Source organism: Bradyrhizobium sp. USDA 3262 (assembly GCF_054060035.1).
In genome coordinates this window covers 3,840,689-3,854,603 of record NZ_JBSSCT010000001.1, presented here as the reverse complement: position 1 = coordinate 3,854,603, position 13,915 = coordinate 3,840,689, and the positions used below count along the sequence as shown (strand labels likewise).

The window sequence follows — 13,915 nt, the reverse complement described above, 5'->3', positions numbered from 1 at the left end:
CGGTCTCGTCACCGTCAAAGCGCCGCCAGCACCGCCTTCGCGACATCGGTCGTGCCGTTGCTGCCGCCGAACTCAAACGGCTTGATGCCGTCGGCGTAGACCTTGTCGACCGCGCGCTCGATCCGCTCTCCGGCTTCGGCGGCGCTTTCGAGTCCATGCTTGTCGGCGAGCCAGTCCAGCATCATCGCGGCCGACAAGATCATCGCAGTCGGATTGGCCTTGCCCTGCCCCATGATGTCGGGCGCCGTGCCATGACACGGCTGAAACACCGCGTAGCGGTCGCCGATGTCGGCCGACGGCGCCATGCCCATGCCGCCGATCAGACCGGCGGTGAGATCGGACAGGATGTCGCCGAACATGTTCTCGGTCACCATGACGTCGAAGTCCCACGGACGCTTCACCAGCGCAGCCGCGGTCGCATCGATGTAGAGGTGGTCGGCCCTGACGTCGGGATGACGCTTCGCAGTCTCGTCGAAGATGTTCCGGAAGAATGCGAACGCCTTGAACACGTTCGCCTTGTCGACGCAGGTCAGCCCGCCATTGACCTTGCCGCGCGCCTTGCGGCGTTCGGCGAGTCGGAACGAAAACTCGAACAGCCGCTCGGAGGTGTGGCGCGTGATCACCATCGTCTCGCGCGCCTCGCTGTCGGTGACGACGCCCTTGCCCATCGAGGCGAACAGGCCCTCGGTCGATTCCCGGATCACGACGAGGTCGATGCCCCTCCGGTCGGCGCCGACGATCGTGCTCGATACGCCGGGGATCAATCGCGCGGGCCGCACGCCGGCATAGAGATCGAAGATCATGCGCAATTCGATCTGCGGCGCGATCTCGGTGTTGTCGGGGTAGCGCACCGACGGCAGGCCGCAGGCTCCGAGCAGGATCGCATCGGCCTCCTCGCACAGCCGGATCGTGCTCTCCGGCATCGACTTGCCGGTTTCCCTGTAATGGCCCGCGCCGGCCGGCGCCTCGGTGAAGCGGAATCTGAGACCGGCCGACGCCTCGATCTTGCGCAGCACGTCGAGCGCCGGCGCCATCACCTCGGGGCCGATGCCGTCGCCACCGAGGACGGCGATGTGGAGTGCGTCGTTGGCGGACATGGGATTCTCCGGAACACAACAGTCATTCCGGGGCGATGCGGAGCATCGAACCCGGAATCTCGAGATTCCGGGTCTGGTGCTGACGCACCATCCCGGAATGACGGCGACTCGATCTACGGCGTCAGCACCGCGCGGCCGACCAGCTGACCCTTCTGCAGATTGGTCAGCGCCTCGTTCGCCTTTGCCAGCGGCATCGGCGTGACCGGGATCGCCGGAATCTTCTTGGTCCGCACCAGGTCGAGCAGTTCCTGGGTCTCGCGCAGATTGCCGACATAGCTGCCCTGGATGGTGACCGCCTTGATCGGGATCAGCGGCAACGCCCAGGGCGCGCCGCCGCCGAACAGGCCGACGATCACGAGCTTGCCGCCCTTGGTCAGGCAGTCGAAGCCGAGCTGCGAGGTCTGGGCGTTGCCGACCAGGTCGATCGCGGCACGGATCGGCTGGCCGGCCTTCTTGACGAGCTGTTCCAGCGCGTCGGGCGCCTTGCCGTCGACGGTCGCGAGCGCGCCGGCGGCTTCGGCCGCCTCGCGCTTCCTGGCGTCGATATCGACCACGATCGCACCCTTGCCGCCCATCGCCTTCAACAGCGAGAGCGCCATCAGGCCAAGACCGCCGGCGCCGAAGATCACGATCGGCGTGTCGAGATCCTTCTCGACCTTCTTCAGCGCGCTGTAGGTCGTGACGCCGGAGCAGGCATAGGGCGCGGCCGTGACGGGATCGAGCCCCTTGAGGTTCAGCAGATACTTCGGATGCGGCACCGTCATGTGATCGGCGTAGCCGCCGTCGCAATAGACGCCGAGCGCATTCGGCTTGATCGCGCACATGTTCTCGTCGCCGCCGAGGCAGGTCGGGCATTTGCCGCAGCCGAGCCAGGGATAGGCCAGCGCGACATCGCCGACCTTGAGGCCGCCCTTGTCGGCGTCCTTGACGTCGGGCCCGAAGGCAACGATCTCGCCGACCGTCTCATGGCCCATCGTGCGCGGCAGCGAGACGCCGCGATCCTTCAGCGACAGCGGCTTGCGGCCGTGGCCGAGATCATAGCCGCCCTCCCAGATATGCAGATCGCTGTGGCAGACGCCGGCGGCCTTGACCTTGATCAGCACCTGCGTGCCCGACGGCTGCGGCGTCGGCTGATCGACCTCCTTCAAGGGGGCGTTGAAATCGACGACCTGGAAACTCTTCATCGCTGTTCTCCCGTAGCTTGTTCTTGCGGCGGACCTTGCCACGCCTGCCCGTCCGGGACAAACGCGGTGTCGGCCTCCGGATATTTAGATCAGGGGATGATGGCAAGCCGCGAACTGGCCCGGGGCAACCACGCGCAGTTCCGGCACCTCGCTGGCGCAGCGCGCATCGGCCCGCGGGCAGCGGGTGCGGAAGCGGCAGCCGGAGGGAGGCGCGATCGGCGACGGCGGCTCGCCGACCGGCACGCTTTGGGTCGGGCGGACATCCGGATCCGGCACCGGGATCGCCTCGATCAGCAGCGCGGTATAGGGATGCGCCGGCCGTGCAAACAACTGCTCCGACGGACCGACCTCGCAGAGCCGGCCGAGATACATCACCGCGACGCGATCTGAGACCGCCTTCACCACGGCGAGGTCGTGGGCGATGAACAGCAGGGTCAGGCCGTAGCGCGCCTTCATCTCCTCCAGCAGATTGAGGATCTGGGCACGAATTGAAACGTCGAGCGCGGACACCGGCTCGTCGCAGATCACGAATTCCGGATTGAGCACCAGCGAGCGGGCGATGCAGATGCGCTGGCATTGTCCGCCGGAGAATTCATGCGGCAGGCGCCCGCCCACCAGCGCCGGATCGAGGCCGACCGCCGACAACACGTCGCTGACGCGCCGCCGGCGTTCCTCGGGATCCTTGACGCCCGCGATCACCAGCGGCTCGGCGACGATGTCGCCGATCCGCCGCCGCGGATTGAGCGAAGCGATCGGGTCCTGGAAGATCAGCTGGACGCGCCGGCGCATCTTGCGCAGCGCCTCGCCCTTCAGGGCGGTGAGATCGTGCCCGTCGAACAGCACCTTGCCGGAGACGGCCTGGCGCAGTTGCAGCACGGCGCGGCCGAGCGTGGACTTGCCGCAGCCGGATTCGCCGACCAGCCCCAGCGTCTCGCCGCGCGCGATCTCGAGACTGACATCGGAGACGGCATGGATGGTCTTGCCTCCCACCGAATATTCGACGACGAGGTTTTCCACCTTCATCAGCGGATCGGGTGCGGCCTGCAGCATCATGCGCCGACCCCCGCGGTGATCGGATGGAAGCAGGCGTAGAGATGCTCCGGCGTCTCCGCCCGGCTGAGCTGCGGCTTCTCCGTGCCGCAGCGCTCCGCGGAGTAGCGGCAGCGCGGCGAGAACGAGCAACCCTTGAGCGGCCGGGTCGGATCGGGCGGCCGTCCCGAAATCGCCGGCAGCGGCGTATGCGGCGCGACGTCGAGCTTCGGCAGCGCCGCAAGCAGCGCCTCGGTGTAGGGCATCCGCATCTGCTTGAACAATGCCGATGTCGGCGCGCGTTCGACGACGCGCCCGGCATACATCACCGCGACCTCGTCGGTGCGGCCGGCGACCACGCCGAGGTCATGTGTGATGATGATCATCGCCATGTGACGGCGCTGCTGCTCGCGCGCCAAGAGATCGAGGATCTGCGCCTGGATCGTGACGTCGAGCGCGGTGGTCGGCTCGTCCGCGATCAGGAGCTGCGGCTCGCACGACAGCGCCACCGCGATCGCGACGCGCTGGCGCATGCCGCCGGAGAGCTGGTGCGGATATTGCGCCAGGCGCTGCTCGGGCGCGGGAATGCCGACCGCCGCCAACAGTTCGATGCTGCGCTGCCGGGCCTGGCCCAGATCGAGTTCGAGATGTTCCACAATGGTCTCGATCAGCTGGGTGCCGATGGTCAGCACCGGATTGAGCGAGGTCATCGGGTCCTGGAACACGACCGCGAGCGAGCGACCGCGCAGCTTGCGCAATTTCTCCGCCGGCAGTTTCGTCAGATCCTGCCCGTCGAACATCACGCGGCCGGACAGTTTCGCCTTCTTGGGCAGCAGCTGCAGGATCGCGCGCGACAGCATGGTCTTGCCGCATCCGGACTCGCCGACGATGCCGAGCGTCCTGCCGGCGCCGACGGCGAGATCGACATGATCGACCGCCCGCAGATTGCCGCGCGGCGTCGGCAGGTCGACCACCGCATTCTCGACCGAGAGCAACGTGCGGCTCATAGCGCCCCCTGCCTGGGATCGGTCAGCGCGCGCATCGTATCGCCGATCAGGTTGAACGAAAGCACGGTCAGGAACATCGCGATCGCCGGAATGAAGGCGAGCCGCGGCGCCACCTCGAGGCTTTCACGGCCCTCCCCGATCATGCTGCCCCAGCTCGAGATCGGCGGCGGCACGCCGAGGCCGAGGAACGACAGCGACCCCTCGACCACGATGGTGACGGCGACGCCAAGCAGAAAGAAGGCAAGCAGCGGCAGCATCACATTGGGCAGCAGCTCGCGCAGCAGGATGCGCGCATGCGTGGCGCCGAGCGCCTGCGCCGCGATGACGAATTCGCGCCGCGCCAGCGACAGGGTCGCCGCCCGCGCCACCCGCATGAAGGCGGGAATGCCGAGCACGCCGAGGATGCAGGTCAGATTGAAGATCGACTGGCCGAGATAGGCGGTGACCGCAAGCGCCAGGATCAGCGGCGGGAACGCCAGCAGCACGTCCATGCTGCCGACCACGAAGGATTCGAACCGGCCGCGGAAATAGCCCGCGAGCATGCCGAGCGCGCCGCCGATGGTGACACCGATCATCGGTGCGCAGAGGCCGACGATCAGCGAGATGCGCGCGCCATAGATCAGCCGCGACAGCTCGTCACGGCCGAGACCGTCGGTGCCGAGCCAATGCTCGGCCGAGATCGGCGCCCGCCGCTCCAGCATGTCCATGTCGGTCGGGCTCGGCAGCGGCAGCAGGTCGGCAAAGATCGCGACCGCGAACACCAGCGCCATCCAGCCGATCGCGATCCAGAACAGCATGCCGAGCCCTCGGCGGCGCCGGGCCGGCGTCGCGCCGGCCTCTTCTTCGAGGCTGAGCTCAAGCGTGGCCATGGCGGATCCTCGGGTCGAGAAGGGCGTAGAGCATGTCGACGACGAAGTTCATGATCACGAAGCCCGCGGCAACCAGCAGCACCACGCCCTGCAGAATGATCAGATCGCGGGTATAGATCGCGCCGACCAGGAGGCGGCCGATCCCCGGCAAGGCGAAGATCGACTCGACGATGACGGCGCCGCCGATCAGGCGGCCGATATTGATGCCGGTGATGGTGACGAGCGTCAGCGACGACGGCTTCAGCGCGTGCACGAACAGGATGCGCGACGGCTTGAGGCCCTTCGCCTTGGCGAGCGCGATATAGTCCTCCTGCAGCGCTGCGATCATGTCGGAGCGCAGCACGCGCATGATGCCCGGCCATTCCGCAAGCCCGAGGGTCAACGCCGGAAGCACCATGAAGCGCAGATTGGCGACCGGGTCCTCGGTGAACGGCACATAGCCGGTCGCCGGCAGCAGGCGCAGCTCGACCGCAAACAGATAGATCAAGAGGATCGCGGACAGGAAGGTCGGCACCGACAGCATGCCGAACGCCGAGCCGGTCATGAAGCGGTCGAACGCGCTGCCCGCCTTGGCCGCGCAGGCGATCGCGAGCGGCACGCCGATCGCAAGCCCGATCAGCTCGGCCAGGATCATCAACTCGAACGAGATCGGGACGCGTTCGCTGACCGCCTGCAATACGGTCTGCCCGGTGCGGAAGGACCGTCCGAAATCACCCTGCAGGATGTGCCACAGCCAGCCGAGATAGCGCAGCCAGATCGGCTGATCGAGCCCCATGTCGTGACGCAGCGCCGCGACGTTCTCGGGCGTCGCCTGGTCGCCGAGGATCACGTAGGCCAGATCGCCAGGCAACAGCGAGGCGATCACGAAGGTCAGCACCGAGACCGCGATCAGCACCGGTACAAGGTACAGGAGCCTGCGCGCGACGAAGAACAGCATGAAAGGCTATTCCTTCCAGGCGTAGGAGACGTCGAGCACCCCGTTGAACATCTTCGGCACGCCCTTCACCTTCGCGCTCGAGATCGCGTAGTAGGTGTTCTGGAAGGTCCAGAACCAGATCGCCTCCTTGTTGATCAGTCGGCTGATCGCGCAGTAATCCTCGGTACGCTGGGCAACGTCGGCGGTGGTCCGCGCATGCTCCAGCAGCCGGTCCAGCTCCGGATTGGAGTAGTTCGCCAGCGCCACCGGGCTGCCGGTGTGGAAATTGGCGTACATCTGCGGATCCGGATCGGCGAGATCGACGATGCGCCACGGCGTCAGCTGGAACTGGCGCATGAAGGCGCGCGGCGGAATGGTCGCCTGATCGACCTGCTCGATCTCCATATTGGCTCCGATGCGCTTCCAGAATTGCTGCAACACCTGACCACCGGTGCGGCCGCGCGGCGTCGCCGTGACCAACATCTTGAACTCGACCGGCTTGCCGTAATCCTTGATCAACGCCTTGGCCTTTTCGACATCGTAGGGCAACGCGCCGTCATCCTTGCACTTCACCCAGGAGCCGTCGCCATAGGGATTGCTGGCCGGTCGCGCCAGGCCATTGGTGATCGCTTGCGACATCTTCGTGCGGTCGAGCGCCATCACCAGTGCCTGGCGCACGCGCACGTCGTCGAACGGCGGGACCTTGGTGTTGAAGGCCGCGACTGCAGCCCCCGAGCCTTGATAGGTATGCACGGTGAGACTGGTGTCCTTGCGCGCCTTGATAATGTTGTCGGCGTCGGCCTCGTCGTCCCAGATGATGTCGGCCTCGCCCGATTGCAGCGAGGCAAAGCGCGACTGCGCATCCGGCAGCGGCTTCAAGATGATGCGATCGAGATAGGGCTTGCCCTTGTCCCAGTAGTCCGGATTCCTCTCCAGCAGCATGCGGTCGCCGGCGGTCCAGGATTTCAGGATGTAGGGTCCGGTGCCGACCGGGTTGCGGTTGTAGTCGTCGCCCTTGGTCTTCCATGCGGTCGGCGACTGCATGACGTTGTTGGAGCTCTGGATCGACTGGGTCGCCGGAAAGTTCACCGACGGGTCGCTGAAATTGTAGACCACCGTGAGGTCATCGACCGCCTGCACACTGATGATGCTCGTGATGTAGAAGGCGCAGCGGCACTTGTTGGCCGGGTCCTTCTGGCGGTCGAAGTTCTCCTTCACCGCCTGCGCATTGAACGGCGTGCCGTCGTGGAATTTCACGCCGGGCCGCAGCTTGATGGTCCAGGTCTTGAAGTCGTCGGAATGCGTCCACGACAGCGCGAGCTTCGGCTTCGGCTCGCCCTTGTCGTCGAGCGTCGTCAGCGTGTCGAAGATCGCGGCCGCGGCGGTGTTGGCCGACGTGTCGTAGACGCCGACCTTGAGCGGGTCGAAGCCCGGAATGTCCAGTTCCTGGCCGACGGTGAGCGTGCCGCCCTGCTTCTGCGCATGGGCCGGTGCAGCTGACATCGCTGCACCTAATCCCGCCACAAGAAATATGCGCGCAACTGCGCGCGCGCGCCCGACCAGCTTCATCAATGCTCCCTCCCAGGTGGGCGACGTCCGGTGTTCCGGATCGTCGTCTGTTGGGCGGCAGATTGTCCGGAATCGCCGCGCGCGACAAGACCGTAATACGGATGAAAAGCCGCAGGGCGATCACGATGCGATCTCGTGAGCTCGCATCGTGATCTGATCTACTTGTTTGAGCATGATCTTTCGGAAAACCGGCACCCACTTTACGCGAACACGGCCCTCCGGGTCCGGATCATGCTCTAACTACGCACCCGTCTTCGCCGGTTGCGCTGCGAAGCCTGCGATCTGATCCTCGGAGAGGCCGATCTCCTTCAGATAGGACAGTGTGTGCTCGCCGAGCGTCGACATCCGCTTGCGCGCACCGACCGTCGCGCCGGACATGCGGAACGGCAGATTGAGCACCTTGAAGCTGCCGCCGCCGTCAGCAACCTCGGCCAGCGCGCCGCGATGGGCGATTTGCGGATCGGCAAGCGCCTCGCGCACGGTGCGATAGGCCGATGACGGCACGCCATATTCATTGAGCGCGGCAAGGCAGGCCTGCGTGCTGACCGAGCGCGACCACGCCTCGACGCCCTCCATCAGGCCCGCCCAGTTGTCCCGCCGATCGGCATATTTGGCGAAGCGCGGATCGGACACCCAATCGGGACGGCCGATCACCTGCATCAGGTTCTGGAACGTCTTCTCGCTGGCGATCGCCACCATCACGTAGCCGTCGGTGGTTTCGATCGGGCCGAACATCGGGCGCTGGGTTTGCTTCACCTCGAATTGCGACCATTGCAACTCGTTCAGGGTCAGGCTCAGCATCGATTCCAGCATCGAGACATCGATGTGCTGGCCCTTTCCGCCGGCGGCGCGCTGGTAGAGCGCCGCCGAGATCGCACCGAAGGCGTAAACGCCGGTCAGCACATCGGCGTGATAGATGCCGCAATAGTCCGGCCGGCTGCGTCCCGGCTGATAGGCGAGATGCGCCATCTCGTAACCCGAGGCGGCATGAATCACCGGCGCATAGGCCGGCAATTCCGCCGACGGGCCGGTCTGGCCGTAGCCGGAGATCGAGCAAAAGATCAGCTTCGGATTGATGTCGCGGACCGAGGCGTAATCGAGCTTCAGCCGCCGCATCACGCCGGGACGGAAATTCTCCACCAGCACGTCGGCGGTGGCGATCAGCCGGCGCACGGCTTCGACGCCGGCCGCCGACTTCAGGTCGAGCACCAGACTGTTCTTGCCGATATTGAGCTGGCCGAACGCAGTCGAGCAATTGTTGCGCACCGGCGGCCGCGTCCGCATCGTCTCGCCCTCAGTGGGCTCGATCTTGATCACCTCCGCGCCCATGTCGGCGAGCATCCGCGTGCAATGAGGTCCGGCGATCGTGGTTGAAAAATCGAGCACGCGAAGGCCGTCGAAGCTCCGTGTCAAATTCCCCTCATCGTCAGCGGCTATGGTCGTCGGCAAGGCTTCCTCCACCTTCGTCATTGGTTGTTCGGCGTCGCGTGACCCTAAAGTGAGCCGCCCTGGCAGGAAAGCGTCTCGTCCAGACCGGGAGCGCGGGCCGTCTTGCATTTTACTCAAAGGCAGATTGGACCCGATCTTGCATAGCCTGTCACGGGCTGGAACGAGGGCGCTTGTTGAAGGTCTTATTCGTCACGACGGAGATGGACGATTTCGTCCGCGTGGGCGGGCTCGCCGCCGTTTCCGCTGCCCTTCCGCGGGCGCTCCGCCCGTGGAGCGACGTCAGGATCATGCTTCCCGGCTACCGGGATGTGGTCGAACAGTTCACGCATATTGAAATCGTTGGGCAATGCCGAGCGCTCGCCGAAATGCCGGCCTGCACGCTCGGGCGTGCGTCGACCAGGGACGGACTTCCGATCTACGTGCTGCTGTGCCCGCAACTCTACGAGAGGCCGGGCAATCCCTATGGCGATGAGTCCGGCCGTGACTGGCCCGACAACGACATCCGCTTCGGCCGCTTTGCCTCCGCCGCTGCCGAACTTGCAGCCGGGATACTGGACAAGGATTGGGCAGCGGACCTCGTACACGCCAACGATTGGCAGGCCGCGCTCACACCGGCCTACCTCGCCTGGCGCGGCGCGCGGATTCCATCGATCCTGACCATCCACAATCTCGCCTATCAGGGCCTGTTTCCGAAGGACTCGCTGCGGCGGATCGGCGCACCGGAAAGCTCATTCCACATCGACGGGCTGGAGTTCTACGACAAGCTCTCCTTCCTCAAGGGCGGCCTCGTCTACGCCTCGCATCTGACCACGGTCAGCGCGACCTATGCCAGGGAGATCACGACCGCGGAGCTCGGCTGCGGTCTGGAAGGCCTGCTCCGCGTGCGCTCCGATGCCGACCAGCTGACCGGCATCCTGAACGGCATCGACGAGAGCTGGGACCCGCGCCACTGCGCGCAGCTCGCACAGCCGTTCGGCTCCGGCGACTGGAAGGGCAAGCAGGCCAACGCCGACTATGTCCGCCGCCAGTTCGGGCTTGCGGTCTCGCGCGGGCCGATCTTTGGCCTCGTCGCACGCCTCGTGCATCAGAAGGGCGTCGACCTCGTGCTGTCCGCCGCCGACGAGATCGTCAGGGACGGCGGACAGATCGTCGTCACCGGCAGCGGCGAGCCCGCCATCGAGGATGCGCTGGTGGCCGCGCATCGCCGCCGGCCCGATGCGATCGGCGTGATCATCGGCTTCAACGACGCGCAGGCGCGCCGGATCTTCGCCGGCAGCGATTTCACTTTGATGCCGTCGCGCTTCGAGCCCTGCGGCCTCAGCCAGATGTATGCGCAGCGCTTCGGCTCGCTGCCGATCGGCCACCAGACCGGCGGGCTTGCGGAAACCATCGCCGACGGCGAGACCGGCTTCCTGTTTGCGCAGCCGTCGGCGGAATCCTTCCTCGGCGGCGTCAGGCGCGCCTTCGACGCCTACCGCGCCAAGGACCGGCTCAACGCCATGCGCTCCAGCGCGATGGCCAAGTCCTACAGCTGGGACCTGTCGGCCGCCTGCTATGGTGCGCTGTACAAAAGGCTGATCATGCCGCGCGTGATGGCGTAGGCGGCCCGCCGCGGGCTTGTGAAGCCCGACGGCTGTGGGATCCCACCGGCCCGGTAACAATCGGGTCATTGCACCGAACCTTTCAGGCGATCACGTCGCCATACGGCTGGACGACGACGCATGCGTGAAATTGCGAATGATGACTTTTGGCCAAACGCGATTGCGATGGAGGAACATCATGGACGTCAACGAAGAGCGCCTCAATTCATTCATGGGAAAGATGATCGGCGATGTCGGCGCGGCGATGAATGCCTCGCTGATGCTGCTGGGCGACAAGCTGGGGCTGTACAGGGCTCTCGCGCAGGGCGGGCCGATGAATGCCGCGACCCTGGCCAAGGCGACGGGAACGGCCGAGCGCTATATCCAGGAGTGGCTGTCGGCGCAGGCGGCCTCCGGCTACATCGAGTACGACAAGGCAACCGGAAAATTCTCGATGCTGCCCGAGCAGGCGCTCGCGCTGGCCGACGAGGACAGCCCGGTCTTCCTCGGCGCCGTCGGAAGCCTTGTCGGCGCGACCTTTCTCGATGAGCCAAAGATTACCGACGCCTTCAAGACCGGCAAGGGCGTCGGCTGGAACAGGCGCAGCGAGTGCCTGTTCTGCGGCACCGCCCGCTTCTTCCGCACCAGCTACAAGCACTATCTGGTCCAGGAATGGCTGCCGGCGCTCGAGGGCGTCGTCGACAAGCTGAAGAAAGGCGCTGTCGTCGCGGACGTCGGCTGCGGGCACGGCGTCTCGACGCGATTGATGGCGGAAGCGTTCCCGAAATCAACGTTCTACGGCTTCGACTATCACGAGGGCTCGATCGAGGCGGCGCGGAAGTCCGCGCGGGAGGCTGGACTGTCGGACCGCGTTCATTTCGAAACGCATTCCGCCAAGACATTCCCGGCCAAGGGCTATGACCTGGTGTGCTTCTTCGACTGCCTGCACGACATGGGCGATCCGGTCGGCGCCCTCAAGCACACCCGCTCCACCCTTGCCGACGACGGCACCTGCATGCTGATCGAGCCGTTCGCCAACGACCGGCTGGAGGACAACCTCAATCCGATCGGGCGCGTCTACTACGCCGCGTCGACGATGATCTGCACGCCGGCGTCGCTGGACCAGGAGGTCGGGCTCGCGCTCGGCGCGCAGGCCGGAGAGGCAAGACTGCGCGAGGTGGCGCGCCAGGGCGGCTTCTCGCGGTTCCGCCGCGCCGCGGAAACGCCGTTCAACCTGATCCTGGAAGCTCGCCCGTAAGGCAGTCCATCGCACAGTGCGTTTCGACGGCGGCATCACGCCGCCGTCGGAGGCTCACCGTGATGGGCGGCCTGCCCCCGCCCCACTACCACTGTTGCGATTGCCAGTAATACTGGCCGCCGCGCCGGCGCGGATTGGCGGCTTGAGGATTGCCATAGATCTGGGGGCTACCGAACTGGGGAGCGCCGTATTGGGGGCTACCATAATTGGTCGGCGCCTGGGGATTCCAGCTGCGCTGATAGAAGAAGCCGAAACCGTCCTCGTCCCTGCTCGCGATCATGTCGTCGGTCATCATGGGCCGGGTCGGCTTGCGCGTGATGAAACCGCCCTGGGGCTGGTTGCTCAGCACGGCGACGAACTCCGTGCGATAGTTGGTCTCGGCGCTCAGCGGCTCGTCCGAGATGATGATCGAGGAGCGCGCAACGGCGGTCGGCGCGATGCGGTCCAGCACATCCTGCGGGATGGTAATGCGGTCGAGCGCGTCCTTGGCGTTGTCTCCGTCGTCGATCGACACCTGGGTCCAGCGCAGGCCGCCCGCGTCGTTGCGCGCCATCGCCGTGTAGATATGCGTGCCGATCGGTTTGTCCGGATCGCGAATGGTGACGGGAACCTCGATGCTCGAGTCGAACACCTCGCCGCCATCAGCCCATGGCTTGTGGGTGTTGCGCCGGACGTAGAGCTTCTGCGTCGCGCGGCTGATGTAGACGGACACCGGCTCCAGCGCGAGCTTGGCCTCGGTCGACGCCTTCTGGGTATCGGCCTTCTTGGTCTCGGCCGCCTTGGCGGCGTCCTTAGCGGCGGCTGCGGCGTCGAGCTTCGGCTTGGCGTCGCCCTGAGCGGCCTCGAACTGCGTGGTCGCTTCCGCGGCCTTGGCCACTGCCTTCTGCTTCAGATCCTCGGCGCGCGCCTTGGCAAGATCGGTCTTGGCCGCGGCGAGCGTCTTGTCGGCCAACGCAACCGCCGCGTCGGCACGGGTCTTGATCTGTTGCAATTTGCGCAGCGACGCCGGCGTGAACAGTGCAGCTTCCTTGGACGCGGCTACCGAAGCCTTCTTAGCCTCGTCGGCTGCCTTGGCGGCATCCGCGGCCTCGCGACTGAGCTTCTCGGCGCGCGCCGGAGCCGCCGCAATGGCTTGCGCGTTCGGCACGAACAGCGCCGGATGCCTGAAATCGACCGGGGCCGGGTCGTTCGGCGCGATGATCACCCGCATCCCGATCCGCGTCTTGTCGAACAGCTTCTCGGCAAAATCGTACGGCATCCGCACGCAGCCATGCGAGGCCGCATATCCCGGCAGCGGCCCGCCATGCAGCGCGATGCCGTTCCAGGTGATGCGCTGCATGTTGGGCATCCAGGCATCGTCATAGAGGGTCGAGTGGTGATCCTTGTCCTTCTCGATCAGCGCAAAGACGCCGGCCGGCGTCTCGCGTCCCTTGACGCCGCTCGACACCGGCGCGCGGTAGATCCACCCCTCGGCGTCGTAGAGCGTGACCTTCTGGGCCTTGATCGACACGATCGCCATGATCGGCTCGCCAGCGGTGCGCTGCGCGGTCGCCTCGACGGCCGCCGCGGGACGCTGCTCTTTCGCCGCGACGCCGCCGGTCAGTGACGCAACTGTGACCATCGCCGCGAATGTCACAAAGGCGGGTTGGCCCCAACGCCGCATCGCTCCGGTGGTTTGCGCCGTCGTCGTTCGATGTACCATGCCGCTCCTCGGTCGAAATGCCTGCCCGCGCTGCGTCAATCCGTACCAGACCGCGATTTTGGATTGATTAATCGCCGCCACGGTTCAACGCGCGAACTCGCTCCTGGGGACCATCGGGCTCGTTCCAGCAGCAAATCACTTATGTATTCACTCATATATGACGGCACATGCAGGAGGAAGGGTGCCGCGCAGCAAAACGGGCCCGTAGCCGCATCCCTGGTCCGATCGGTGGCGGCCAATGATGCCGCGGTTGCG

At 65.8% G+C, this 13,915-nt stretch carries 11 protein-coding genes; 2 read left to right on the top strand and 9 right to left on the bottom strand.

Annotated features, from left to right (window positions below):
- Positions 1–14: 14 nt before the first annotated feature.
- The 8 genes from ACVWYP_RS17695 to ACVWYP_RS17660 all read right to left on the bottom strand — a co-directional run bounded on the left by ACVWYP_RS17695 (position 15) and on the right by ACVWYP_RS17660 (position 9,141).
- Positions 15–1,097 carry an isocitrate/isopropylmalate dehydrogenase family protein gene (locus tag ACVWYP_RS17695; RefSeq protein WP_304499213.1) on the bottom strand — a complete coding sequence of 361 codons (1,083 nt, stop codon included), beginning with the start codon at positions 1,095–1,097 and terminating at the stop codon, positions 15–17.
- Between the two features lie 113 nt (positions 1,098–1,210).
- Positions 1,211–2,281 (bottom strand): alcohol dehydrogenase, encoded by a 1,071-nt coding sequence (locus tag ACVWYP_RS17690; protein ID WP_028334327.1) that lies wholly within the window; start codon positions 2,279–2,281, stop codon positions 1,211–1,213.
- An 84-nt stretch (positions 2,282–2,365) separates the two neighbouring features.
- Positions 2,366–3,334, bottom strand: coding sequence for an ABC transporter ATP-binding protein (locus tag ACVWYP_RS17685; RefSeq protein ID WP_304499212.1), 969 nt, complete (start codon positions 3,332–3,334; stop codon positions 2,366–2,368).
- Positions 3,331–4,317 (bottom strand): ABC transporter ATP-binding protein, encoded by a 987-nt coding sequence (locus ACVWYP_RS17680; RefSeq protein ID WP_304499211.1) that lies wholly within the window; start codon positions 4,315–4,317, stop codon positions 3,331–3,333. The genes ACVWYP_RS17685 and ACVWYP_RS17680 overlap by 4 nt, the downstream gene beginning before the upstream one ends.
- On the bottom strand, positions 4,314–5,186 hold the full coding sequence (locus tag ACVWYP_RS17675; RefSeq protein WP_283063028.1) for an ABC transporter permease: 873 nt from the start codon (positions 5,184–5,186) through the stop codon (positions 4,314–4,316). Before ACVWYP_RS17675 ends, ACVWYP_RS17680 begins: the two co-directional genes overlap by 4 nt.
- Positions 5,173–6,123, bottom strand: coding sequence for an ABC transporter permease (locus ACVWYP_RS17670; RefSeq protein WP_016846520.1), 951 nt, complete (start codon positions 6,121–6,123; stop codon positions 5,173–5,175). Before ACVWYP_RS17670 ends, ACVWYP_RS17675 begins: the two co-directional genes overlap by 14 nt.
- A gap of 6 nt (positions 6,124–6,129) precedes the next feature.
- Entirely contained in the window at positions 6,130–7,605 is a 1,476-nt protein-coding gene (locus ACVWYP_RS17665) for an ABC transporter substrate-binding protein (RefSeq protein ID WP_304499210.1), read from the bottom strand.
- Between the two features lie 306 nt (positions 7,606–7,911).
- A complete protein-coding gene (locus ACVWYP_RS17660) occupies positions 7,912–9,141 on the bottom strand; it encodes a CaiB/BaiF CoA transferase family protein (RefSeq protein ID WP_304499209.1) in 1,230 nt (409 codons plus the stop codon).
- A 152-nt stretch (positions 9,142–9,293) separates the two neighbouring features.
- On the opposite strand from ACVWYP_RS17660, the gene glgA reads away from it, so the two are divergent.
- Positions 9,294–10,721, top strand: coding sequence for a glycogen synthase GlgA (gene glgA, locus ACVWYP_RS17655; protein ID WP_304499208.1), 1,428 nt, complete (start codon positions 9,294–9,296; stop codon positions 10,719–10,721).
- Positions 10,722–10,899: 178 nt separating this feature from the next.
- The gene (locus ACVWYP_RS17650) at positions 10,900–11,958 is read left to right on the top strand and encodes a class I SAM-dependent methyltransferase (protein ID WP_304499207.1); all 1,059 of its coding nucleotides are present in this window, start codon (positions 10,900–10,902) and stop codon (positions 11,956–11,958) included.
- Between the two features lie 85 nt (positions 11,959–12,043).
- Here the strand turns inward: ACVWYP_RS17650 and ACVWYP_RS17645 are convergent, their stop codons facing one another.
- Positions 12,044–13,660 carry a L,D-transpeptidase gene (locus ACVWYP_RS17645; RefSeq protein ID WP_304499206.1) on the bottom strand — a complete coding sequence of 539 codons (1,617 nt, stop codon included), beginning with the start codon at positions 13,658–13,660 and terminating at the stop codon, positions 12,044–12,046.
- Between the last annotated feature and the right edge of the window lie 255 nt (positions 13,661–13,915).